The 23,074-nt window shown below is 70.3% G+C and carries 26 protein-coding genes; 14 read left to right on the top strand and 12 right to left on the bottom strand.

The genetic code is table 11. The features are described from left to right. Positions 1-13: 13 nt before the first annotated feature. Positions 14-901, bottom strand: a complete 888-nt coding sequence (locus tag QTI20_RS23830) for a YihY/virulence factor BrkB family protein (protein WP_286553819.1) — start codon at positions 899-901, stop codon at positions 14-16. A 238-nt stretch (positions 902-1,139) separates the two neighbouring features. Between QTI20_RS23830 and QTI20_RS23825 the strand changes: the two genes are divergently transcribed. The 6 genes from QTI20_RS23825 to QTI20_RS23800 all read left to right on the top strand — a co-directional run bounded on the left by QTI20_RS23825 (position 1,140) and on the right by QTI20_RS23800 (position 5,334). Then, on the top strand, positions 1,140-1,496 hold the full coding sequence (locus QTI20_RS23825) for a hypothetical protein (protein WP_286553820.1): 357 nt from the start codon (positions 1,140-1,142) through the stop codon (positions 1,494-1,496). A 192-nt stretch (positions 1,497-1,688) separates the two neighbouring features. Next, positions 1,689-1,913, top strand: a complete 225-nt coding sequence (locus tag QTI20_RS23820; RefSeq protein ID WP_183028000.1) for a DUF3606 domain-containing protein — start codon at positions 1,689-1,691, stop codon at positions 1,911-1,913. A 51-nt stretch (positions 1,914-1,964) separates the two neighbouring features. Beyond that, positions 1,965-2,777 (top strand): pseudouridine synthase, encoded by an 813-nt coding sequence (locus tag QTI20_RS23815; RefSeq protein WP_183028001.1) that lies wholly within the window; start codon positions 1,965-1,967, stop codon positions 2,775-2,777. 69 nt (positions 2,778-2,846) lie between these two features. Beyond that, positions 2,847-3,506, top strand: coding sequence for a response regulator (locus tag QTI20_RS23810; protein WP_286553823.1), 660 nt, complete (start codon positions 2,847-2,849; stop codon positions 3,504-3,506). Further along, on the top strand, positions 3,503-4,879 hold the full coding sequence (locus QTI20_RS23805; RefSeq protein WP_286553825.1) for an ATP-binding protein: 1,377 nt from the start codon (positions 3,503-3,505) through the stop codon (positions 4,877-4,879). The genes QTI20_RS23810 and QTI20_RS23805 overlap by 4 nt, the downstream gene beginning before the upstream one ends. A 113-nt stretch (positions 4,880-4,992) precedes the next feature. Continuing rightward, on the top strand, positions 4,993-5,334 hold the full coding sequence (locus QTI20_RS23800) for a hypothetical protein (protein ID WP_286553827.1): 342 nt from the start codon (positions 4,993-4,995) through the stop codon (positions 5,332-5,334). Positions 5,335-5,347: 13 nt separating this feature from the next. Here the strand turns inward: QTI20_RS23800 and aqpZ are convergent, their stop codons facing one another. From aqpZ to QTI20_RS23775, 5 genes are all read right to left on the bottom strand, one after another. Beyond that, positions 5,348-6,046 carry an aquaporin Z gene (gene aqpZ / locus QTI20_RS23795; RefSeq protein ID WP_286553828.1) on the bottom strand — a complete coding sequence of 233 codons (699 nt, stop codon included), beginning with the start codon at positions 6,044-6,046 and terminating at the stop codon, positions 5,348-5,350. Positions 6,047-6,232: 186 nt separating this feature from the next. Beyond that, positions 6,233-7,231, bottom strand: coding sequence for a Csu type fimbrial protein (locus tag QTI20_RS23790; protein WP_286553830.1), 999 nt, complete (start codon positions 7,229-7,231; stop codon positions 6,233-6,235). Then, positions 7,231-9,591, bottom strand: a complete 2,361-nt coding sequence (locus QTI20_RS23785) for a fimbria/pilus outer membrane usher protein (protein ID WP_286553831.1) — start codon at positions 9,589-9,591, stop codon at positions 7,231-7,233. Before QTI20_RS23785 ends, QTI20_RS23790 begins: the two co-directional genes overlap by 1 nt. An 11-nt stretch (positions 9,592-9,602) precedes the next feature. Continuing rightward, on the bottom strand, positions 9,603-10,403 hold the full coding sequence (locus QTI20_RS23780) for a fimbrial biogenesis chaperone (RefSeq protein WP_286553832.1): 801 nt from the start codon (positions 10,401-10,403) through the stop codon (positions 9,603-9,605). A 30-nt stretch (positions 10,404-10,433) separates the two neighbouring features. Continuing rightward, positions 10,434-10,928 carry a Csu type fimbrial protein gene (locus tag QTI20_RS23775; protein WP_286553834.1) on the bottom strand — a complete coding sequence of 165 codons (495 nt, stop codon included), beginning with the start codon at positions 10,926-10,928 and terminating at the stop codon, positions 10,434-10,436. A gap of 339 nt (positions 10,929-11,267) precedes the next feature. Between QTI20_RS23775 and htpG the strand changes: the two genes are divergently transcribed. The 3 genes from htpG (at position 11,268) to QTI20_RS23760 (ending at position 14,035) form a co-directional block, all read left to right on the top strand. Beyond that, positions 11,268-13,313 (top strand): molecular chaperone HtpG, encoded by a 2,046-nt coding sequence (gene htpG, locus QTI20_RS23770; protein ID WP_286553836.1) that lies wholly within the window; start codon positions 11,268-11,270, stop codon positions 13,311-13,313. Between the two features lie 59 nt (positions 13,314-13,372). After that, the gene (locus QTI20_RS23765) at positions 13,373-13,756 is read left to right on the top strand and encodes a hypothetical protein (protein ID WP_286553837.1); all 384 of its coding nucleotides are present in this window, start codon (positions 13,373-13,375) and stop codon (positions 13,754-13,756) included. 63 nt (positions 13,757-13,819) lie between these two features. Next, a complete protein-coding gene (locus QTI20_RS23760) occupies positions 13,820-14,035 on the top strand; it encodes a 4-oxalocrotonate tautomerase (RefSeq protein ID WP_183028011.1) in 216 nt (71 codons plus the stop codon). Between the two features lie 51 nt (positions 14,036-14,086). Here the strand turns inward: QTI20_RS23760 and QTI20_RS23755 are convergent, their stop codons facing one another. Beyond that, on the bottom strand, positions 14,087-14,908 hold the full coding sequence (locus QTI20_RS23755) for an IclR family transcriptional regulator (protein WP_286553838.1): 822 nt from the start codon (positions 14,906-14,908) through the stop codon (positions 14,087-14,089). Continuing rightward, on the bottom strand, positions 14,886-15,524 hold the full coding sequence (locus tag QTI20_RS23750; protein ID WP_183028013.1) for a flavin reductase family protein: 639 nt from the start codon (positions 15,522-15,524) through the stop codon (positions 14,886-14,888). Before QTI20_RS23750 ends, QTI20_RS23755 begins: the two co-directional genes overlap by 23 nt. Before the next feature lie 203 nt (positions 15,525-15,727). Between QTI20_RS23750 and QTI20_RS23745 the strand changes: the two genes are divergently transcribed. The 5 genes from QTI20_RS23745 to hpaH are packed head-to-tail and all read left to right on the top strand — an operon-like array spanning position 15,728 to position 19,728. Further along, complete coding sequence (locus QTI20_RS23745) at positions 15,728-16,708, top strand: Bug family tripartite tricarboxylate transporter substrate binding protein (RefSeq protein WP_286553839.1); 981 nt, start codon at positions 15,728-15,730, stop codon at positions 16,706-16,708. Then, a complete protein-coding gene (locus QTI20_RS23740; RefSeq protein WP_286554808.1) occupies positions 16,708-17,130 on the top strand; it encodes a RidA family protein in 423 nt (140 codons plus the stop codon). Before QTI20_RS23745 ends, QTI20_RS23740 begins: the two co-directional genes overlap by 1 nt. 29 nt (positions 17,131-17,159) lie before the next feature. Further along, positions 17,160-18,047: an amidohydrolase family protein gene (locus QTI20_RS23735; protein ID WP_286553841.1), complete on the top strand. Its 888-nt coding sequence runs from the start codon at positions 17,160-17,162 to the stop codon at positions 18,045-18,047. Continuing rightward, entirely contained in the window at positions 18,044-18,919 is an 876-nt protein-coding gene (locus QTI20_RS23730; protein WP_286553843.1) for a fumarylacetoacetate hydrolase family protein, read from the top strand. The genes QTI20_RS23735 and QTI20_RS23730 overlap by 4 nt, the downstream gene beginning before the upstream one ends. Beyond that, positions 18,916-19,728 (top strand): 2-oxo-hept-4-ene-1,7-dioate hydratase, encoded by an 813-nt coding sequence (gene hpaH / locus QTI20_RS23725; protein WP_286553844.1) that lies wholly within the window; start codon positions 18,916-18,918, stop codon positions 19,726-19,728. Before QTI20_RS23730 ends, hpaH begins: the two co-directional genes overlap by 4 nt. A gap of 7 nt (positions 19,729-19,735) precedes the next feature. Here the strand turns inward: hpaH and QTI20_RS23720 are convergent, their stop codons facing one another. The 4 genes from QTI20_RS23720 to QTI20_RS23705 all read right to left on the bottom strand — a co-directional run bounded on the left by QTI20_RS23720 (position 19,736) and on the right by QTI20_RS23705 (position 23,044). After that, on the bottom strand, positions 19,736-20,770 hold the full coding sequence (locus tag QTI20_RS23720; RefSeq protein WP_286553846.1) for a serine/threonine protein kinase: 1,035 nt from the start codon (positions 20,768-20,770) through the stop codon (positions 19,736-19,738). A gap of 34 nt (positions 20,771-20,804) precedes the next feature. Then, entirely contained in the window at positions 20,805-21,923 is a 1,119-nt protein-coding gene (locus QTI20_RS23715; protein ID WP_286553848.1) for a DUF2855 family protein, read from the bottom strand. A gap of 172 nt (positions 21,924-22,095) precedes the next feature. Next, complete coding sequence (locus QTI20_RS23710; protein ID WP_183028020.1) at positions 22,096-22,521, bottom strand: organic hydroperoxide resistance protein; 426 nt, start codon at positions 22,519-22,521, stop codon at positions 22,096-22,098. 73 nt (positions 22,522-22,594) lie between these two features. Continuing rightward, positions 22,595-23,044: a MarR family winged helix-turn-helix transcriptional regulator gene (locus tag QTI20_RS23705; RefSeq protein ID WP_286553849.1), complete on the bottom strand. Its 450-nt coding sequence runs from the start codon at positions 23,042-23,044 to the stop codon at positions 22,595-22,597. Between the last annotated feature and the right edge of the window lie 30 nt (positions 23,045-23,074).

Genomic DNA, 23,074 nt, shown 5'->3' with positions numbered 1-23,074 from the left:
AAAGCGGTGCGGCTCAGTCCGGCCTGGCCGGCGGCTCCAGCTTCGCGCGCAGCACGCCGTTGAGCTCGGCGCCGAAGATCAGCGTGGTCGCGCTGATGTAGAGGAAGACCAGCGTGGCCACCACGCCGGCGAAGCTGCCGTAGAGCAGCGCCAGCTTGCCGGCGGTGCGCAGCGTGTACGACAGCGTGGCGGCCGCGCCCACCCACAGGGCCGCGCCCAGCAGCGCACCGGGCAGCACGGTGTAGAGCCGTTGCCGGATGTCGGGCAGCCAGCCGTACATCAGCGCGTAGAGCAGCGCCAGCACCCCGAAGGCCGAGCCGTAGCGCACGCTGTTGCGCAGCCACAGCGACTCCTGCCCGGCCCCGAGGCTGGCCTCGAGCAGTTGCCACAGGGAGGGCACGATGACCACCGAGCTGAAGGTGGCGACCACGCCCAGGCCCACGATCGCGGTGAACAGGGTGACCTTGATGCGCGCCTTCCAGAAGGGCAGGCCGCGCTCGATGCCGTAGGCCCGGTTGAGCGCGCTGCGCACCGCCTGCATGCCCGAGGACGCGGTCCACAGCGTGGCCAGCACGCCGATGGTCAGCAGCGCCTGGTTGCGCTGGGCCAGCACCTGCCGGATCACCGGCTGCATCGCGTCGCGTACGACCTGCGGCGCATAGCCCATCACCCGGTCGGCCAGCGCCGCCGCATCGCCGGGCTGGCCGATGTAGCCGGCCGCGGCCGACACCAGGATCAGCAGCGGGAACATCGCCAGCACCGAGGAGAAGGCCAGGCTGCCCGCCTGGTTGGCGCTCTGGTGCAGGATGTAGTTGCGGATCGCCAGCAGCACCGTGCGCAGGCCGGGCGTGGCCAGCGCCCCGTCGCGCACGCGGCGCCAGAACTCGCCCAGGCCGCTCATGGGGCGCGTTGTCCGAAGAAGAGGGGGGCGGCGGGCATGAGGCAGACGAAGGAGACCAGGGAAGCGGATAGCTTCGAGGCTATCGCGCGGGCCGCGGGACAGCAATCGCCCGATCCGCTGTAGGCACGGGTCCCGACGGGCATTTACGCCGCCTTTGCACCGCCCGCCCCAAGCTTTGCACCGTTTTGACGGGCCCGTGCCGACACTGGCTTCCTGTTCTTTTCCAAGCAGGACCCCCATGGCCTATGCCGCTTACCGGGAACCTCCCGGTGCCGCCTTCTCCCTCGCCTCCCCCGTGGGCGAGACGGTGTTCCAGGTGCTCGACGTCACCGTCGCCTCCGTCGATGCCTGCCGCGTGCGGCGGGCGCTGGCCGCCTGCCAGGGGGTGGGCGTGCTGCGCTGCGAGCCGCTGCTGCACAGCGGCGCCGCCTGGGCGACGGCCGCGCCGCGCGTGCGGCTGATGGTTCGGCTGCCCTTCGCGCGCTATGCCGAGGTGCTGCATTGCCTGCTCGCGTGTGTGCCGGACGGCGAGATCGGTGCCCTGACCAGCTGGCGCGCCCACCTGAAGCGCTGCGGTGTGGCCCATGGCGGCTGAATGGCTGCGGGCGCTCTGCGCGCTCGGCACGGTCTTCATCCCGCTGGCCATCGCGGGCCTGGCCGTGCACCGGGGCGCGCGGCGCGCCGTGTCGGACACATCCTGCAACGTCGATCCGTTTCGTCCGGTCGCGCCCGGGCTTCCCACAGGGGAAAGTCCCAGCGCATTGACGCAAACGACGGAGACACTGAGATGGCCTACGAACTCGATGTTCGCAGCCCGCGCGACACGGGCTGGATCAACCTGGAAGAACCCCGCGAGGTCCGCTACTGGACGCGAACCTTCGCCGTGACCGAGACCCGCCTGCGCAGCGCCGTGTGCGCCGCCGGCGATTCGACGCAAGCCGTGTGCCGCTACCTGGGCATCCCGCGCGTGAGCCGGCAGGCGCCCGCGCTGCAGGAAGCCGACCAGATCTGAGCGGCCCGCGTCGCGCCCCGGTGAGGGCCGAACGGTAGACTGGCGCCCGACATGACAGCGCCAAACACTTCCGAACCCGTCCGACTCAACAAACGCATGGCCGAGCTCGGCATCTGCTCGCGCCGCGAGGCCGACGACTGGATCGCGCAGGGCTGGGTCCGGGTCAACGGCCAGCCGGCCGAGATGGGCGTGAAGGTCACGCCGGCCGACCGCGTCGAGGTCGACAAGCGGGCGCACGGCCAGCAGGCGCAGCAGGTCACGATCCTGCTGCACAAGCCCATGGGCTACGTGAGCGGCCAGGCCGAGGACGGCCACGAGCCCGCCGCGATGCTCATCAACCCGCGCACCCATTGGCGCGAGGACACCAGCACCCACCGTTTCTCGCCGCCGCAGCTGCGCGGGCTCGCGCCCGCCGGCCGGCTCGACATCGACTCGGTCGGCCTGCTGGTGCTCACCCAGGACGGCCGCGTGGCCCGCCAGCTGATCGGCGAGGACTCGGGCATCGAGAAGGAATACCTGGTGCGCGTGACCTGGTCGCCCCAGGCTGGCGCCACCGGCGGCCCGGGCGCGCACGGCGACGTCACGACCGATGTGCAGCGCGTGTTCCCGCCCGCGATGCTGGCCCGGCTGCGCCACGGCCTGAGCCTGGACGGCCAGCCGCTCAAGCCGGCGCGCGTCGACTGGCAGAACCCCGAGCAGCTGCGCTTCATCCTGACCGAAGGCAAGAAGCGCCAGATCCGCCGCATGTGCGAGCAGGTCGGCCTCAAGGTGGTGGGCCTGAAGCGCATCCGCATCGGCCGCGTGGTGCTGGGCAACCTGCCGGTGGGCCAGTGGCGCTACCTGGGCGCGCACGAGAAGTTCTGAGGCCGGCGGGGGCTCTCAGGCTCCTCTAAGAATCGGCGCCTAGCCTTCGGCTTCTCACTGGAGATTCCGATGCGCACCTTGCTGGTCGAAGACGACGAGATGATCGGCCGCAGCCTGCGGCAGGCGCTCGAGGGCGCGGGCTGGTCGGTCGACTGGGTGCGCGACGGCGGCCTGGCGCAGAGCGCGCTGGACGACGGCGGCTATGCCTGCGTGCTGCTCGACCTGGGCCTGCCGGAGCGCGACGGCACCGACGTGCTGCGCCGGGCCCGGTCGCGCGGCGACGTGACGCCGATCGTGGTGCTGACCGCGCGCGGCGGCCTCGAGGACCGCATCGACGCGCTCGACCTGGGCGCCGACGACTACCTGCAGAAGCCCTTCGCCTTCCGCGAGCTCATGGCCCGCATGCGCGCCGTGGTGCGGCGGCGCGACGGCGCCGCGCAGTCGCTGATCGGCACCCCCGCGCTGCAGCTGGACCTGGGCACGCGCGAGGTGCTGGTCGCGGGCGTGCGGGAGGCGCTCACCGCGCGCGAATTCGCGCTGCTGCACGCGCTGCTCGAGCGGCCCGGCGCGATCCTGTCGCGCGAGCAGCTCGAGCACCGCATCTACGGCTGGGGCGAGGAGGTCAGCAGCAACGCGGTCGACGTGCTGATCTACGGCATGCGGCGCAAGCTCGGCCCCGATGCGATCCGCAACGTGCGCGGCCTGGGCTGGCGGGTGGCGGCGGCATGACGGCCGAGACGCCTGCGCACACCGCGCCCTCGCTGCGCCGTCGCCTGCTGCGCGGGCTGGTGGTGCTGCACCTGCTGGCCATGGCGGCGACCGCGGGCTACTCCTACCTGGCCTTCGGTCGGCTGGTCCATCACTTCCTCGACGAGCAGATGCAGCGGGTGGCGCTGTCGCAGGCGGCGCACCCCATGGCTTCGGCGCTGGTGCCGTTGAGCATCGACGACGTGCAGCGCCATGGGGCGGTGGTGGTGCAGCTCTGGAGCCCGGACGGCACGCGCCTGATCGCGAGTTCGCTGCCGGCGCTCGCCTCCCCGCTGCGCCCGGACAGCGGCTTCGGCGAGGCGCGCACCGGCAACGACGAATCGGTGGCCTGGCGCGTCTACACCGCGCCGGCCGAGGACCCCGCGCTGCCGCGCGTGCAGGTGCTGCAGAGCGAGGCCTACCGCCAGGGCCGGGTGCTGCAGCGCGCGCTGCTCGAAGGCCTGCCGATCCTGCTGCTGCTGCCGGTGGCGTTCTGGATCCTGTGGGCCATCGTCTCGGGCGCCTCGCGTTCGCTGCGCGCCGTGGCACGCGACGTGGCGCGGCAGGACGAGCGCAGCCCCGCGGGCGTCTCGCCGGCGCGCGTGCCCGAGGAGATCGCGCCGCTGGTCGAGGCCTTCAACAGCCTGCTGGCGCGCACCCGCGGCGTGATGCAGACCCAGCGCCGCTTCGTGCAGGAGGCGGCGCACGAGCTGCGCACGCCGATGGCCGCGATCGGCCTGCAGATCGACAACCTGCGCGGCCACGTGCCGGCCGGCGAGGCGACAGAGCGCTTCGCCCAGCTCGAGGCCGGCGTGCTGCGTGCGCAGCACCTGATCGAGCAGCTGCTGCGCATGTCGCGCCAGGACGATGCGCAGGCGGACGGCGCCACCGAGCCGGTCAACATCGCCGTGCTGCTGCGCGACAGCGTGAGCCAGCTGATGCCGCTGGCCGACCAGCGCCGCATCGACGTCGGCTTCGACGGCCGGGCCTCGCTGGTGCTGGTGGCGTCCACCAGCGCGCTGCGCAGCCTGTTCGACAACCTGATCGACAACGCGCTGCGCTACACGCCCGAAGGCGGCACGGTCGACGTGCGGCTGCACCGCGTGTCCGGCGGCACGGTGGTGGTGGACGTGGTGGACAGCGGGCCGGGCATTCCGCCCGACTGCATCGAGCGGGTGTTCGACCGTTTCTACCGGGTGGCCGGCACCGCCGCGGGCGGCAGCGGCCTGGGGCTGGCCATCGCGCAGGCTGCGGCGCGGCGGCACGGGCTGCGCATCGAGCTGCGCAACCGCTGCGACGAGGCGCCGCCCGACGCGGCGACCGGGCTGATCGCGCGCGTGCACATGCCGGCCTGAGGCGGCTTGCTCATTCAGGGCTCATTCTGGCGGCCTAGAGTGGGCGAAGGCCGACCGCGGGGCATTCCGCCTCGCGGCGCCGGTCCCTTCCATTCCTCCCTCAGGAGACAGCCATGACCGCATCCCTCACACGCCGCCTCGCCACCACCGCCTTCGTCACGCTCGCCGCCCTGGGCGCGGGCATGGCTTCGGCCGAGACGACCGACGGTTCGGACTTCCATCCGCTGCTGATGAATTCGCCGACCGATGCCCAGGTGCAGGCCGGCGCCATCGCCGCATCGCATCCCACCGGCACCGAATCGATCGGGCAGTCGACCGCGATGCCGATGCCGACGTCGAACGTGTCGCCCGACGAGGTCTACCGCGGCGCGGTGCAGGCGAGCCACCCGACCGGCACCGAGTCGATCGGCCAGTCGACCGCGATGCCGCGCGTGCAATCGGCCACGGGCAGCTGAGCTGCCCCGGGCTTCACTCGTCCTTGAGCAGCGCGTTGTAGATCAGCGCGCCGATCACGGCGCCGGCGATCGGCGCCACCCAGAACAGCCACAGTTCGGACACCGCGTACGACGGGCCGAACAGCGCCGGGCCGGTGCTGCGCGCCGGATTGACGGAAGTGTTGGTCACCGGGATCGAGATCAGGTGGATCAGCGTCAGGCACAGGCCGATCGCCAGGCCGCCGAAGCCCGCTGCCGCGCGCTTGGCCGTGGCGCCCAGGATCACGATCAGGAAGATCGCGGTGAGCACCACCTCGGTGATCAGCGCCGCCACCATGTTGAACTTGCCGGGCGAGTGCTCGCCGTAGCCGTTGGTCGCGAAGCCGCCGAGTTCGGCGCCGGGCCGGCCGGTGGCGATCAGGTACAGCACACCGGCCGCCACGATCGCGCCCAGCACCTGCGCGATCACGTAGCCTGCGAGCTCCGAGGCCCTGAAGCGCCCGCCGACCACCAGGCCGACCGACACCGCGGGGTTGAAGTGGCCACCCGAGATCGGGCCCAGGGCATAGGCGCCGGTCACCACCGTGAGGCCGAAGGCCAGCGCGACCCCGGCAAAGCCGATGCCCAGCTCGGGAAAGGCCGCCGCGAGCACGGCGCTGCCGCAGCCGCCGAAAGTGAGCCAGAAGGTGCCGATGAACTCGGCCGACCACTTCTTGAAGGTGCTGTGTTCCATTTTTTTAACCCCGTTTTCGCTGTTGTTGAACCAAATGCGGGAAGGGCCTCCGCCCCGGCGCGGGCGGATTCTAGGAACGAAATGTAAGCTTTATTGGTTAACGTTTGTCACCGCGCTGGCATCTGTTCACGGATCGATGGGCTTTGTGCGGAACTGTCGCGACCTGGTGAGGAATGGTCATCGAGCTCAGTAGGTGATGGTCGCGGTGATGGTGTCGCTGTAGATGCCGGCTGGCACGTTCTGCCCGGACGGGACCCGCCCGTAGACCGTGCGGGTGTCGAGCGCGCCGGTGCCGCTGCCGGCCAGCGTGTCGCCCGCGCTCTGGCCCCAGGGGAGGCTGCGGCCGGTGTCGTGGTACAGGCCGTAGCGCACGTATGAATCTGTGCCGTCGATGCGCATGCGGCGGGTGCCGCTGTCGAAATACTTGCCGTTGTCCAGGCTCAATGTCCAGGGCGTGCCGCCCCGACACTGCACGCTCAGCGTGGTGCTGTTGTCGTACACCGCCGCGATCGGGCCGGGGTGGGGGCCGAAGTCGAGGTCCGACCCTGTCAGCAGGGTGCAGCTGGGCGGGACCGAGGCCGACACGGTGAAGCCGAAGGGTCGGTTGGTGGCGCCTCCGGCGCCCCCGGTGGTGCAGGTGTCGGGGTAGGGCACGGGCACCACAGTGAGCGGTTCGTCGTAGCGATAGTCGAGCGCCGTGCTGAGGGCGTAGTCCGCGCTGTAGCTGCCGGCCCAGGCGGCCGATTGGCTTGGGGTGGCCGCGTAGACCGTGATGTTCTGGCTCTTGCCACCGGTCAGCAGCACGTCGTACTCCATGTCGAGCAGCACGGCGCTCGGGGTCCCGCCCCGGGTGCCCCAGATGTTGGTGCGCGCCGCCTCCTTGTAGATCTGGAAATTGAGCCCATGGCTGCCGCCGTCGGACATCGTGCGCGGTTGGGTGGCATTGCCGATCCCCAGGCACATGCGCACCTTGACCCGCGCCAGCAGGCCCAGCGAGATGGTGGTGTCGCAGCGCACGGCCAGGGTCGCGGTGGTGGTGCTCGGCGTCGCCGGGTCGGTGATGCTGCCGAAGGCCAGCGGGGTCATGCTGGCCGTGCAGGTGGTCATCGCCCTGGCGGTCGACGGTGCGCCAAGCGCCAGCAGCAGGACCAGCAGCGCGAGTGCGGACAGGGCGGCGCGATGCATCAGGGGCGTCTCTCCGTCAGGCAGGTCAAGGGGCCGATCCGCTGGATGCCCCCGGCCGTGGGCGGCAGTTCGAAGCGGAGTTCGCAGCCGGTGCCACCTTCGGGCAGCCGGACCCGCAGCCGATTGTGCGTCTGGAGATCGTCCAGGTACAACTCGCCGTCGTAGCCGACGATGGCCTGTGTGGCCGTCCCTCCGTCGCCGAGGGCCGTGGCCCGGCTGCCCATCGGCAGCGGCCTGCCCTGCGCGTCGTGAACCACCAGCAGGGCCGCGCGCACCGGATGCAGCGCGAAGTGCACCAGCGCGCCCGCGCGGTCGCTGGGAGTGACGTTCTGTTCGGTCTCGCGCACCCGCACGTCGGCCGGGAGGTCCATCGGGTCGATGCCGATCCGGTTGTACTGCCAGGCATTGAGCCGCGTCACGAGCAGCCGGCCATCGGCGCCGGTGATGCCGACCACGCGGTTTTCCAGTTTCACCGGCACACCGACCAGCCCGTCGGTGCTGACCACCGCGAATCCGTCGCTGATGTCGCGCGTGGCGAACAGGCCGCCGTTCATCAGGACCAGTGCGCCACTTGCGCTCGCGTAGCCGTAGCTGCTGCCCGCGAAGCTGGCGGCGCCCACCCCAAGGCGGCCGTAGCGATTCAGCCAGCTGGCCTCGGCCTGGCCCCCAGGTTGCCCCGCGTCGTTGCGCAATTGGGTCCGCCAGCCCACGCCGCCCTCGCCCTGCACGGGGCTCGACACGTCGATGCTGCTGCCCGTCCGGCCGTAGGCGCGCTGCAGGGCCGCACTGGCGTAGAGGCCGTCGTCGAGGCGCCAGCTGGCGCCGAAGAACACCGCCAGGCTCCGACGGTCGTTCAGCTGCCGGGTGAGCGAGGCGCTGAGCGAGAGCCGACCGCCGAGCTGGCGCGACCAGGACACGCTCGCATAGCGCGCATCGTCGCCCTGCGGATAGGCCAGCCGCACGTAACTCAACGCCAGGTTGCCGATCGGCGCCAGGTCCAGGCCGGCGCTGGCGCGCTCGCTCAGGCGGGCCGGCGGCTGGCCGTAGCGCGAGGCGATGTCGCGGTACTCGCCTTGGGTGCGCTGCGTGTGCAGGTCGACGAACAGGCTGTTGCGGTTCCATTGGTAGCCCAGCGCCCATTGACGGCCACTGTCGGCGTGCAGCGCGCCATAGGCGGCCGAGGCGCGCAGCACGCCCGCCGTGCCTTCGGCGCCGAGCAACCACAGGCCGCCGAGGCCGCCGTTGCGCACGCCAGCCCCGGCCTCCGCGTGCGCCTCGAGCGTGGCGCGCTCGCTCCAGCCATGGCGCAGGCTGCTGCTCATGACCGTCGCGCTGTCGTAGGAGAAGGATTTCTGGCCGTAGTCGAGGCGCACCCGGCCGAGCGACGCCGACCAGTCGCTCAACCCGGCGGCCAGCAGCTGCTGCGTGCCGTAGAAGGGCAGGGTCAGCGTGCGCGTGCGGCCGAAGGCGTCGCTGATCACGACCTGGGCCTGGCCGGCGCCCGTGATGCCCGGGCGGCTGTCGATCGCGAACGGCCCCGGTGGCACCTGGCCGCTGTACTGCTTGAGGCCGTTGACGAAGAGTTCGACCGTCGAGGGCACCGCGACCTCGCCGTAGAAGGCCGGCTGCGGCGTGGTGGCGCGGTAGGGCTGCAGGCCGAAGTCGCTGCCGATGCGCACGCCGCCCATGCGCAGCGCGCGACTCCAGTCGAGCGCGCCGCTCACGCTGTCACCGAGCTGCAGCGTCAGCAGGCGCTCGGGCCAGGCGAACTGCCATTGGGTGTCGAGCCGCACGGATTGGCTGTGCCAGGTATCGCCGCCCGGGCCCTCCGCGCGCAGCACGCGGTTGAGCATCGTCTGGCTCACGATGCCGGCACCGAAGCCGAACAGGCGTGTCTCGTGGGCTGCGTTCCACTGGCTGCCCCCGCGACCGTGCGAGGCATAGAGGTCATAGTTGAAGAGCGCTCCGGGCGCCGAGGGACTCAGTGCCGGTGCGCTGCTGCGTTGGGCGTCCAGCCGTGTCATGGGCAGCGACAGCAGGGCGATCGGTGCCTGCAATGCCACGCGTTGAAGTCGGCTGTCGAAGACGATGTCGACGCCCTGCAGTTCGCTCAGCGCGAGCAGCCGGTCGGCGGGTTGACCGTCCAGTGCGAAGCCGAGTTCGCGCAGGGTGCCCACGGTGGCGTGCAGGCGGCCGTCACGCAGCAAGAAGGGCTGCAACTGGGCGCTGGCGCGCTGGTTGAGCGTGACCTCGAGGTAGAGGGCGATTTCGGTTTCCGGCTTTTCCACCGTCGGCGCCGCGAAACAGCTCACGCACAGCCCCGCCAGCACGGCGACGATGGCGGTGCGCGGGAAGCCCATGCGCGACTGCGTCAGCGCGGGCCATGGGCCTGCGGCAGCGTGGCTTCGGACGGCAGCAAGGCGCTTTCTTCCATGGCGCCGTTGATCCGCGCCTTGAAAGTGCCTCGGCGCGCGGCATCGGCCCCGCCCGGGGCGGCCACCGGCCAGCGCCTGACGGCGCCGGGGAGCACGTAGCCGGCCAGCCCCTGGCGCAGCACCAGTCGCTTGCCGGCGGCATCGACGAAGACGAGGTCGGCGAGCTGGACATGCCCGCTGCCGCGGTTCTCGAGCTGGAGCTGCGTCCGGCCGCCGTCGTCGACCAGGGTCGCGGCCAGTGCCGCCATCGGCGCGGGAGGGGTGGCCGGCGCGGCGCGGTCGGCATCGGACAGTGGACGCAGGAAGATCGGCAGCGAATAGCGCAGCACGAAATCGAGCCCCGGCCGTGGAGGCGCGTCGGCGGCCACCGAGACCGGCAGCTCGTCGACGATCACGCGGTAGCTGGCTTCGACGGTGTCCGGCGGCGGCCCGAGGCGGATCACGCGCACCAGTTGCCGCTCGCCGGGGCCCACCTGCAGCATCGGTGGACTGAGCGTCAGGTCGCGCGTCGGCTCGAGCCGGTCTTCGCCGTCGACCTGGGTCCAGCGGTAGATCCGGGCCTGGGCCTGCAGCGGCGCATCGCCGTTGTTGCTCAACCAGAGCCCGTCGGCGTTCTGGCGCGGTGTGAGCGTGAGCGTGACCGGCGCCACCTGCAGGCTGGCGGCATGGCCGGGCTCGACCGCCAGCGCGAGGCCGCACAGGGCGACCAGTGACAGAACCCGCGCGGTGGTCGTCATGATGGCCGGGCCCTCATGCCTCGGCGAGGATCAATAGGTGACGGTGGCCACGATGATGTCCTTGTAGCTGTCGGCCGGAAAGTTGGCGCTCGGCACCCGGCCGTAGACCTGGATCGCCTGCTCGGTGCCGAGGCCGGAGGAGCTCAGGGTGTCGGGGCTTGCGGCATCGCCCCAGTTCAGCGTGCGCCCGCTGTCGCGGTAGAGCGCATAGGGCACCTCCTCGGTGTTGCCGGCCGTGGTGGCCTTCATCTTGCGCGCGGCCGTGGTGGCGCCCGTGCCGTTGCCGGCGCCGAGGCCGATGGTGAAAGGCGTGCCCTTGGTGCAGGTCACGCGCAGGGTGCCGGCGTTCTCGATGCTGGTGGCGGTCGACAGGTTCGAGCCGAAGTCCACGTCGCTCGCGGCGGTCGTGAAGTTGCAGGCCTTGGTGATGGTCAGCAGCACGTTGAAGTTGGTGGTCTTCGTGTCCGCGATGGCCGTGGAAACGGCACTCAGAGCGACAAGGACGGCAAGCGTGAGTTTGAGCATGGTGTGTTCCCGAACGGTTGAAGAAAACGGATACCGACACACCGGAGGCGTTGAGGCGCGTCATCCAGTGCTTGCCCAAATGCTAGGTGGGCAGCGAATCCAACGGACAACTCAAAAGAACATGTAAGTGATTGAAACGTTAATTTCGCACCAAGTAGGGATGGCTTTCCCTTAGCCGTGGCGTTGAAGAAACGGCAAGGCGAAGGCCCTTTAGGGGCAAAGTATTCATTTCGTCGGTGCGGCGGCACCGAGGCCCAGTGCATTGAAAATGCGGGCACGGCCGCCACCTTTCGAGACGGGCACTGCGGCCCCTTTCCATTTCTCTAGGCTTTCGAATCCATGACCTCCTCCGCCTCCACCAAACTCCCCTTCCAGGCCGAAGTCGCGCAGCTGCTGCACCTGGTCACGCACTCGCTCTACTCGAACAAGGAAATCTTCCTGCGCGAGCTGATCTCGAACGCTTCGGATGCCTGCGACAAGCTGCGCTTCGAGGGCATCAACAATGCCGCGCTGTATGAAGACGCGCCGAACCTCGAGGTGCGCGTGTCCTTCGACAAGGCGGCCCGCACGCTGACCATCGCCGACAACGGCATCGGCCTGTCGAAGCAGGAAGCCATCGACAACCTGGGCACCATCGCCAAGAGCGGCACCAAGGACTTCATGAGCAAGCTCTCGGGCGACCAGAAGGCCGATGCGCAGCTCATCGGCCAGTTCGGCGTGGGCTTCTACTCGGGCTTCATCGTGGCCGACCGCATCACGGTCGAGTCGCGCCGCGCGGGCCTGCCCGCCGACCAGGGCGTGCGCTGGGCCAGCACCGGCGCCGGCGACTTCGAGGTCGACGAGATCAACCGCGCGCAGCGCGGCACCAGCGTCACGCTGCATTTGCGCGACGACGCCGAGGACTACCTCAACGCCTGGAAGCTCAAGTCGGTGATCGGCAAGTACTCCGACCACATCTCCCTGCCCATCCTGATGGAGAAGGAGGAGTGGAAGGACGGCGAGAACGATCAGCCCGGCGACATGGTCAAGACCGGCGAATGGGAGCCGGTCAACAAGGCCAGCGCGCTGTGGGCGCGTGCCAAGAAGGACATCACGACCGAGGAGTACAGCGAGTTCTACAAGAACATCAGCCACGACTACGAGGCGCCGCTGACCTGGAGCCACAACCGCGTCGAGGGCAGCACCGAGTACACGCAGCTGCTCTACATCCCGTCGAAGGCGCCGATGGACCTGTGGAACCGCGACAAGACCGCGGGCGTGAAGCTCTACGTCAAGCGCGTCTTCATCATGGACGACGCCGAGGCGCTGATGCCCAGTTACCTGCGCTTCGTCAAGGGCGTGATCGACTCGGCCGACCTGCCGCTCAACGTGAGCCGCGAGCTGCTGCAGGAAAGCCGCGACGTGAAGGCGATCCGCGAAGGCAGCACCAAGCGCGTGCTGTCGATGCTGGAAGACCTGGCGAAGAAGCAGAAGGCCGCGGCCGACAGCGCCGCCGCCAAGATCGACGTGGGCTCGGGCGAGTCGGTGCCGGCACCGGAGCCGACCGAGAGCGAGGTGACCGACGTGGTCGACAAGACGGTCACGCCCGCGGCCGAGGCCGCGGCGGAGTTCGCCGCCGATGCGGACGCGGGCAAGTACGCGGCCTTCTACGCCGAGTTCGGCGCGGTGCTCAAGGAAGGCCTTGGCGAGGACCATGCCAACCGCGAGCGCATCGCCAAGCTGCTGCGCTTCGCCTCGACCGCCAGCGACACCGTGAGCGTGGGCTTCGCCGATTACAAGGCGCGCATGAAGGAAGGCCAGGAGGCGATCTACTACATCACCGCCGATTCGCTGGCCGCCGCCAAGAACAGCCCGCAGCTCGAGCTGTTCAAGAAGAAGGGCATCGAGGTGCTGCTGATGACCGACCGCGTGGACGAGTGGTCGCTCAACTACCTGCAGGACTTCGACGGCACGCCGCTGCAGAGCGTGGCCAAGGGCGCGGTCGACCTGGGTTCGCTGCAGGACGAGGCCGAGAAGAAGGCGGCCGAGGAAGCCGCCGAGAGCTTCAAGCCGGTGCTCGATCGCCTCAAGGAAGCGCTCAAGGACAAGGCCGAGGACGTGCGCATCACCACCCGCCTGGTCGATTCGCCGGCCTGCCTGGTGGTGCAGGACGGCGGCATGAGCACGCAGCTCGCGCGCATGCTCAAGCAGGCCGGCCAGCCGGCGCCGGAACTCAAGCCGGTGCTCGAAGTCAACGCAGACCATCCGCTGGTCAGGAAGCTGGGCGAATCGGCCCATTTCGAGGACCTGGCGAACATCCTGTTCGACCAGGCCCTGCTGGCCGAAGGCGGCCTGCCGGCGGACCCGGCGGCCTACGTGCGGCGCGTCAACGCGCTGCTGGTCTGAGACACCACGAGGCGGCCGACGGTCGTTTCATCATCACTCGCGAGGGAGCGACCGTCACCATGAAGCCCGCCACACGTCTTGCCACTTCCGCCGCCGCGCTGCTCGCGGCCACCCTGCTCGCGGGCTGTGCCGGCGGCGTGGGCATCGGCATCCCGCTGGTGCCCGGCCTCTCGCTCGGCGTCGGCATGGGCTCGGGCGGGCCCAGCGTCGGGCTCGGCACCGGCTGGGGCCCGCTGGGCGCCGGCGTGGGCGTGAACGCGGGCGGACAGGTCTACGGCAGCGCCGGTGTGGGGGCGAGCACCGGTGTCGGCGGTGGCGCGGCCGTGGGGGCGGGCCTGGGCACCAGCGTGCTGCTGCACGACCCGAACGCGCCGCCGCGCCTCAATGCGGTGCCGCCGGCCGAGCGCGCGCTCGGTACGCCGGCCCAGCCGATCGCCCCCTGAGGTCCGCCACGTCTCTTTCGCGCATAGTCACGGTTCCCACTTCATCTCATCCAAGGAAGAACCATGCCTCTGATCCGCGTCGAACTCTTCGAAGGCCGCACCGTCGAGCAGAAGCGGGCCCTCGCGGCCGCGCTCACCGAAGCCACCATGAAGACGCTCGGCAGCCCCGCCGATGCGGTCGACGTCATGTTCTTCGACGTGCCCAGGCACAACTGGGCCAGCGCCGGCGTGCTGTCCAGCGACAAGGCGGGCGCGCCGCCGGTGCCGTCCGCGTCCTGACGATGGGCGAGAACGTCCGCATCGTGGACGTCTGAAGGGTTTCCCCCGATTTCAGTTGCCGCCCTGGCGGCCGCCCCTGCGCCGCGCGAGCTCGGCCGCCTGCGCGCCGATCAGTGCCGCGCGCTCCTTCATGTGCGCGACCACCGAGGGCACGCGTTCGTCGGGCAGGCGCTCGGTGATGGTGGCGATCGCCAGGCCGGCGATGGTGCGGCCGTCGGCCACGCAGACCGGCACCGCCACCGCGCGCGAGCCCGGCACCACGCCGACCGGCGCGTAGGCGTAGCCCTGGGCGCGCGTGCGCACGGCACGCTCCAGCAGCTCCGCCGGATCGATGTGCAGCGCCTGCAGCCGCCGCGCGTTGCGGCGCACCACCTCGGCCGCCTCCTCGGCGGGCAGCGAGGCCAGCAGCACCAGGCCGCTCACGCCCACGCCCAGCGGGCGCCGCGCGCCGATCTCGATCGACAGCACCTTGACCGGAAAGCTGCCGGGCCGCCGGTCGATGCAGACCGAGTCGGCGCCGTTGCGGATGGTGAGGAAGGCGGTGTCGCCCAGGATCTCGCTCAGGTGGCGCAGGTGCGGTTCGGCGATGGCGCGGATCGGGAAGCGGGTCGAGCGCGCCAGGCCCAGCAGCGAGACCTCGCCGCCGATCAGGTAGCGCCGCGTGGCCGGGTCCTGCTCGACCGCGCCTTCTTCGACCAGCACGCGCAGGATGCGGTGCACCGTCGGCCGGTTGAGGCCGGTGTGGGTCACGACGTCGGTGAGCCGCACGCCGCGCTCCTGGCCGGTGGCGAGCACGCGCAGCACCGCGAGCGCGCGGCGCACGCTCTGGGCGCCGGCGGTGGCGCCTTCCTTATCTACCGCCGCTGCCGCCATCCATCACCGCCTTGGGCGTCTGCTGCATGCCGCGCAGCGTGACGATCTCGCCCAGCGTCGCGTAGTTGGGCCCGCCGATGCGGCACACCGGGTCGAGCGCGCGCGTGTCGACCTTGCCGTCGTGCAGCAGGCCGTCGCGCAGGTGGAAGGCCGTGACCTCGCCGACGATGAACTCGGCGCCGGTCTCGCCGAAGGCGATCACGCGCTCCAGCCGGCATTCCATGCTGACCGGCGCATCGGCCAGCCGCGGCACGCGCACGGTCTGGCAGGGCAGGGTGCCCAGCCCGAGCAGCTCGGTCTCGCTCACGTCGGGCGCATGCTCGGCGCTGCTCTCGTGGATCGCGACCATCTGCGAGGCGTCGCCGATGTTGACCACGAACTCGCGCAGCGCGTGGATGTTGGCGCCGGTGTCCTTGCGCTGGCCGGCCTTGCGGCCGATGTTCACGCCCAGCAGCGGCGGCTTGTTCGACACGAAGGTGAAGCAGGAGAAGGGCGCGAGGTTGACCACGCCGGCTTCCGACACGGTGGTGATCCACGCGATCGGGCGCGGCACCACGATGCCGCTCATGAGTCGGTAGGTGGCTTCGGGCGAGAGGTCGCCGGCATCGAGAAACATGGGAGGGCCTTCCGGGGTGGCTGAGCCTCGATTGTCGGGAGCGAGGGCGCGCCGCCCATCGCGCACTTCCCGAAAACGTCCATCATACGGAACAGGCCCGTGATATTGCATTGCAGCATCGGGCTGCCGATTCTTAGAGTGGGCGGGTCGCCGATCAAACCGCAGTCCACTTGCGGTGCCGGCCTCAGAGCAGGAGACCCGTCTTGAAGATTTCGACCATCGCATCCTTCGCCGTCGCCACGTGCGCCGCCCTTGCCGTGCTGCCCGCCATCGCGCAGGGCCAGTGGCCCGACAAGCCCGTGAAGCTGGTGCTGCCCTATCCGCCGGGCGGCAACGTGGACGGTGCCGCGCGCATCATCACCGAGCAGCTGCAGGCGGTGTTCAAGCAGCCCTTCATCGTCGACAACCGGCCCGGCGCGGGCGGCATGATCGCGGCCGAGCAGGTGGCCAAGTCCACGCCCGACGGCTACACCTTCTTCATGGGCGCCAACGGGCCGATCCTGTTCTCGCCCACCATCTTCAAGCGCACCAGCGCCTACGACTGGAAGAAGGACTTCCTGCCGGTGAGCTCGGTGTCGTTCACGCCGCTGGTGCTGCAGGTGCATCCGTCCACGCCCTACAAGACCGTGGCCGACCTGATCGCCGAAGGCAAGAAGGCCGGCAACGCGCTGACCATGGCCTCGCCCGGCGCCGGCACGCAGAACCACCTGGTGAGCGAGTACCTGCAGCGCGAGAGCGGCGCCCACTGGACCACCGTGCACTACAAGGGCAACGCGCCCGCCACCACCGACCTGCTGGGCGGCCAGGTGCAGTTCAACTTCGACCAGATCTCGGTGGCCAACCCCTTCATCCAGCAGGGCCGCACGCGCGCCCTGGCCGTGACCTCGCCCAAGCGGCTGCCGCAGCTGCCCGACGTGCCGACGCTGCAGGAGGCGGGCTTCAAGGACTTCAGCACCGAGACCTTCACCGGCGTGCTGGCGCCGCGCGGCACGCCGCCGGCGATCGTCGCGCGCCTGTCCGAAGCGCTGCAGAAGATCCTGGCCGACAAGGCGGTGCAGGCCAGGTTCGACACCCTGGGCTCCGAGGCCCGCGGCAGCACGCCCGAGCAGTTCACGCAGTTCCTCACCAAGGAAGACGCGCGCTGGATGCCGGTCATCAAGCAAGCCAACATCTCGGCCGAATGATGGACGCCGCCACCACCGTCCTCGGGCGCGCCGCGCCCGCCGCGCGCACCAGCGTCTACGTCGAAGGCTTCAGCCACAAGAACCCGATCCCCGCGGGCTGCCGCGTCGGCCCGCTGCTCGAGAGCGGCAGCATCCAGGGCAACGACCCCGCCACCGGCAGGCCGGCCGAGACCATCGAGGCGCAGTGCCGCTTCATGCTCGACAACGTGCGCCGCATCGTCGAGGCCGCGGGCGGTGGCACGCAGGACATCGTGAAGCTCACGGTCTGGATGAAGGACCGCAGCCAGCGCCCCGCGCTCAACGTGCCCTGGCTCGAGATGTTCCCCGATGCGCGGTCGCGGCCCGCGCGCCACGCGATCATCGCGCCCGAGCTCGACATGGGGAAGCTGATCGAGTGCAGCTTCACGGCCTGGATCGCCTGACCTCTTCCACCACTCATCGCCCACGACCCATGCCCGACTACCTTCCCTTCGACCCCCATCCGCGCGCGCCGGTGCCGCTGCCGCCCGCGCTGGCCTGCGACAGCCAGTTCCATGTGTTCGGCCCGCGCGCGCAGTACCCGGTGCGGCCCGACGCCGCCTACGAGATGCCCAGCGCCACCTGGCAGCTCGCGCAGCGGCTGCACGCCACGCTGGGCATCGAGCGCGGCGTGATCGTCCAGGCCACCACCTACGGCGCCGACCACACGGTGGTGCTGGATGCGCTCGCAGGCCTCAACGCCGGTGGCCCGCGCCGCTACATGGCCTGCGCCAATGCCGCGGTGCTGACCGAGCGCGACGACGCCTACCTCCAGAAGCTGCACGATGCCGGCGTGCGCGGCGCGCGCTTCACGCGCGGCGGCCTGGGCATCCGCTTCAGCGCGGCCGAGCAGCAACGCGCCTTCGCGCGCGTCAAGGAGCTGGGCTGGTACGTCAAGGTGCAGCCCGAGCCCACCGGCATCGCCGAGCAGCTCGCGGCCTTCGAGGCGCTCGAGGTGCCGGTGCTGCTCGACCACATGGGCCGCGCCGATCCCTCGCGCGGCGAGGCCGACCCCAGCCTGGTGCGCATGCTCGAACTGCTTCGGCGCGGCAACTTCTGGGTGATGCTGTCGCTGTCCGAGAAGCTCTCGCGCACCGGCGCTCCCTGGGACGACGTGGTGCCGCTCGCGCAGCGCCTGATCGCGGCCGCGCCCGATCGTTGCGTCTGGGGCAGCGACTGGCCGCACCCGGTGTCGGTCAAGCAGCCGCCCAACGAGGGCGCGCTGCTCGAACTGCTCTACCGCTTCGCCCCCGATGCCGCCACGCGGCAGAAGATCCTCGTCGACAACCCCGCCCGCTTCTTCGGCTTCGAGACCGCATGAAACTCATCAGCTACCTTCACGGCGGAGCCTCGCACTGGGGCTGCGTCATCGGCGACGGCGTCGTCGACCTCGGCCGCCGCCTGCCGGCCTTCGCCTCCGTCGCGGCCCTGCTCGAGGGCGGCGAGGCCGCGCTCGCGCAGGCCCGCGAGGCTGCAACCGGTGCTTCGCCCGACCATGCGCTGGCCGAGGTCCGCGTCGACCTGCCCATCGCGCGGCCGCGCCGCGTGTTCTGCATCGGCGTGAACTACGCGCACCGCAACGCCGAGTACAAGGACGGCAGCGAGCTGCCCAAGTACCCGAGCATCTTCATGCGCGTGGCCGAGTCCTTCGTGGGCCATGGCGAGCCGCTGCGGCAGCCGATCGAATCGACACAGCTGGACTACGAAGGCGAGATCGCCATCGTCATCGGCCGCCGCGCGCGCCGGGTCGAGGGCGAGGACGCGCTGGCCTGCATCGCGGGCCTGACCTGCATGAACGAGGGCACGGTCCGCGACTGGGTGCACCACGCCAAGTTCAACGTGACGCAGGGCAAGAACTGGAACGCCTCGGGCGCCATCGGCCCTTGGATCGTCACGGCCGACGAGTTCCCGCAAGGCTACGGCGCGCTGCGCGTGCAGACGCGCGTCAACGGCGAGCCGCGCCAGGACGACACGACCGCGAACCTGATGTTCGACTTCGCCTACCTCGTGGGCTACCTCTCGACCTTCACCACGCTGGAGCCGGGCGACATCATCGCCACCGGCACGCCGATCGGCGCGGGCATCCGCTTCGATCCGCCGAAGTTCCTGCAGCCCGGTGACGTGGTCGAGGTCGAGGTCAGCGGCGTGGGTGTGCTGCGCAACGTGGTCAGGGCCGAAGAGGTGGCGGCATGAGCCTGGACCGGAACACCCTCGCCCAGGCGGCCGAACGCCTGGAGGAAGCCGAGCGCACGCGTGTCGCCTGCCGCCAGTTCTCGCTCGACCACCCGGACATGACGATCGACGATGCCTACGCGATCCAGCATGCCTGGATGCAGCTCAAGCTGCGCAAGGGCCGCACGGTCAAGGGCCACAAGATCGGCCTGACCTCCAAGGCCATGCAGCGCGCGGTGAACATCGGCGAGCCCGACTACGGCACGCTGCTCGACGACATGTTCTACCGCGACGGCGCGGTCATTCCGTCGGAGCGCTTCCTGCAACTGAAGATCGAGGCCGAGCTGGCCTTTGTGCTGGCGCGGCCGTTGTCGGGCCCCGACTGCACGCTGTTCGACGTGCTCGACGCCACCGCCTACGTCACGCCCGCGCTGGAGATCCTCGACGCCCGCATCCAGCGTGTCGACCCCGAGACGAAGCGCATGCGCAACGTGTTCGACACCATCTCCGACAACGCGGCCAACGCCGCGCTGGTGCTGGGCGGCCGGCCCTTCAAGCCGGCGCTGGTCGATGCCGACATGCGTCGCATCGGCGCCATCGTGAGCCGCAACGGCGAGGTCGAGGAGACCGGCCTTGCGGCGGGCGTGCTCAACCACCCGGGCTACGGCGTGGCGTGGCTGGCCAACCGGCTGCACCGCTTCGGCGTCACGTTGCAACCGGGGCAGGTGATCCTCGCGGGCTCCTTCATCCGGCCGATCGAGGTCGGCAAGGGCGACACCGTGGTGGCGGACTTCGGCGAGTTCGGCACGGTGTCCTGCCACTTCGGCTGAACCGGCCTCAGGCGTACAGCGGCTCCTCGTCCATCGACTCGCACTGGTCCTGCAGCATCTGGATCTGCCCCTTCCAGTAGTCGCTGGTGCCGAACCACGGGAAGTTGATCGGGAAGATCGGGTCTTCCCAGCGCCGCGCGAGCCAGGCGCTGTAGTGGATCAGCCGCAAGGTGCGCAGCGGCTCGATCAGCGCGAGCTCGCGGCGGTCGAAGGAGCGGAACTGCTCGTAGCCGTCGAGCAGGCCGCTCAGCTGGCCGGTGCGCTGCGCGCGGTCGCCCGACAGCAGCATCCACAGGTCCTGCACCGCGAAGCCGCTGCGCGCGTCGTCGAGGTCGACGAAGTGCGGGCCGCCGTTCGGGCGGTCGGTCGGGGTCCAGAGGATGTTGCCCGGGTGCACGTCGCCGTGCAGCCGCAGCTTGCGCAGCTGGGCGTCGGTCGAGGTGGGCGAGAGGGCGGTGGCGGCGATGCGGTCGAGCGCGGCGTTGCAGGCGGTTTCCCAGGCGCGCTGCACGTCGAGCGGCACCTTGTCGTGGCCCAGCAGCCAGTCGCGCGAGGCGGTGCCGAAGGTCTGCAGGTCGAGCGCCGGACGCGCGACGAAGGGCCGGGCCGCGCCGATGGTGTGGATGCGCGCCAGGAAGCGGCCCACCCATTCGAGCACCTCGAAGTCGTCGAGCTCGGGAGAGCGGCCGCCGCGGTAGGGGCTCACGCTGAAGGCGAAGCCGTCGTGGTGGTGCAAGGTTCGGCCGTGCACCTCGAGCGGTGGCACGGCCGGCACGTCGGCCGCGGCGAGTTCGAGCGCGAAGGCGTGTTCCTCGAGGATCTCGGCCGTGGTCCAGCGTTCGGGCCGGTAGAACTTGACGACCACCGACGCGTGGTCGGCCGGCTGGTCGAGGAACACCTGGTAGACGCGGTTTTCGTAGGAGTTGAGGGCGGTCAGCCGCCCGTCGCCGTGCAGGTCGAGCGTGGCCAGCGCGTCGAGCACCACGTCGGGCGTGAGGCTCTCGTAGGGATGGGTATTGGCGGGCGCACTGGAAGAGGTCATGCGGCCATTGTCGCCACACCGACCCCCGGGGCCGTTACAGACCTTCCGGTCGCGTCTGAAGCGAAAGGATATGACCGACGCGCGGGTCGCCCTGGCCCGCCAGCACCTGCGCGTAGGCGGCCTGCACCGCCTCGCCGCCCTCGTGGTGTTCGGCGCGCAGCCAGGGCTGGCGCGGGTCGGCCACGGTGGCGAGGAAGTCGTGCCAGGCGGCCACCATGCGCCGGCCGAATGCGTCGGCGCCCCATTCGGCGCTGCGCTTCTGGATCTGCGCGGGCGCGAAGAACAGCGTGGCGCGCGGGCCGGGCAGGTCCTTGCCCGCGCCCTTGGCCGAGAGCTGCGCCACATGGGTGCCGCCGATCGAGCTGCTGTAGCGCAGATCGGTGAAGCGCGTGTGGATGGCCGTGCGCAGCGCGCCGTTGCCGGCGAAGTCGATGTAGACGCAGGGCGTGTCGGCCGCGATGGCATCGAGCGCATCGTAGGTCACGACGCGGTGGTAGCAGCCCAGGCTCTCGCAGAAAGCCACGTTGGCGGCCGAGGTGAGGCCGACCACCTCGATGCCCTGGCGCTGGTGCAATTGGAAGGCCGTGCCGTAGGCGGTCTTGCTCGAGGCGCTGGACAGCAGCAGGGTGCGGGCGCCGAAGAAGTCGTTGTCGGCCATGAAGTCGTCGATCAGCCACGAGGTGATGAACAGCGGCCGCAGCAGCGACTGCAGGTCCTCGGTGTCCGCGGTGTAGAGCGGATCGGTATCGCAGCGGAAGTACTGGTTGTAGACGGCCGGCAGCTCGGCGCGGTGCGGCGCCGCGTCGGTGAAACGCGCGGGTGAAAGCCGGTCGGGGCTCAGCACCGTGCCCGACGCCATCGGCCAGTAGCCGTAGAGCCGCTCGCCCACCGCCACGCCGGGATGCAGCGACTGCACCACGCGCGCGAAGCCCCACACCGGGATGTGGCCCCAGCCCTCTTCATCGGCCGGGAAGAACTGCCAGTAGCGCATCGCGTCGCCGAAGGCGGCGTAGGTGATGTTGTTGGAGGTCAGCGCGAAGCGGTCGATGCGAACGCGCACCTGGCCGTCGGCCAGGGGTGGGTCGGCGGCGGTCTGCAGGCGCGTGGTGGCGAGCTGGTCCTTGCGGACCTGGAAACGGGTGGTGGTATGCATGGGGCGGTCTCCACGGGGCGTGAATGGGGGGGCCGGCAGCCACCTTAGCCGCGCCGGATGAAAACGGCCATCGCGCCCGGTGTCGGGTCGTCACGCGCGAGACAAGCGTCGCCATGAAAAAAGCGCCCCGGCTCGTGGCCGGGGCGCCTGGTCGTGCTGCGGGGACGCGGGATCAGGCGATCGTCAGCGTCACGTCGATGTTGCCGCGGGTGGCGTTCGAGTACGGGCAGACCTGGTGGGCGGTGTCGACCAGCTTCTGCTTCGTTTCGGCGTCCAGGCCGGGCAGCGTGATGGCGAGCTGCACGGCGATGCCGTAGGCCGCGCCGCCATTCGTCGGGCCGAGCGAGACCTTGGAGTCGATCGCGACGTCTTCCGGCACCTTGACGCCGATCTTCGGGCCCACGGCCTTCATCGCGCCGATGAAGCAGGCGGCATAGCCGACCGCGAACAGCTGCTCGGGGTTGGTGCCCGGCTTGCCCGAACCGGGCGAGCTCAGCTGCACGTCGATCGCGCCGTCGCTGCTCTTGCCTGCGCCGTCGCGGCCGCCGGTGGTGTGGGCTTCGGCGGTGTAGAGAACCTTGTCGAGTTTCGTGGTCATGGTCGTTCCTTGAAGAGGAGGTGGGAAAAATGCTTCCGAAAGAAGAAGCGGTGGGATGGAAACAGGTGGGTGGCTAGGCGGCCTTGATGCGGTCGCGCAGGGTCTGGATCTGCTGCGTCAGCGCGACGAGTTCGGGCACCGAGCACTGGGCCGCGGCCATCAGGCAGGCCGGCACATCGGCGGCGCGCGCCTTGAGCCGGCGGCCGGCGGCGGTGAGCGTGATGCGCACGCGGCGCTCGTCGGCCGCGTCGCGCATCCGCGTCAGGTAGCCGTTGGCCTCGAGGCGCTTGAGCAGCGGCGTGAGCGTGCCCGAATCGAGCGACAGGCGTTCGCCGAGCTCGGACACCATCTCGCCGTCGCGCTCCCACAGCGCGAGCATCACCAGGTACTGCGGGTAGGTGAGCTGGAGCTTCTCGAGCATCGGCTTGTAGAGCCGCGTCATGGCCAGCGAGGTGGAGTACACGGCGAAGCACAGCTGGTTGTCCAGCTTGAGCATGTCGTCGAGGGTGGGGGCGGAGCGCATGGTCTGAACTGTAGCGAACAATTGAATTGT

The sequence above is a fragment of the Variovorax sp. J2P1-31 genome (assembly GCF_030317215.1).
Classification (GTDB): domain Bacteria; phylum Pseudomonadota; class Gammaproteobacteria; order Burkholderiales; family Burkholderiaceae_C; genus Variovorax.
This window is presented reverse-complemented; position numbering and strand designations above follow the sequence as displayed.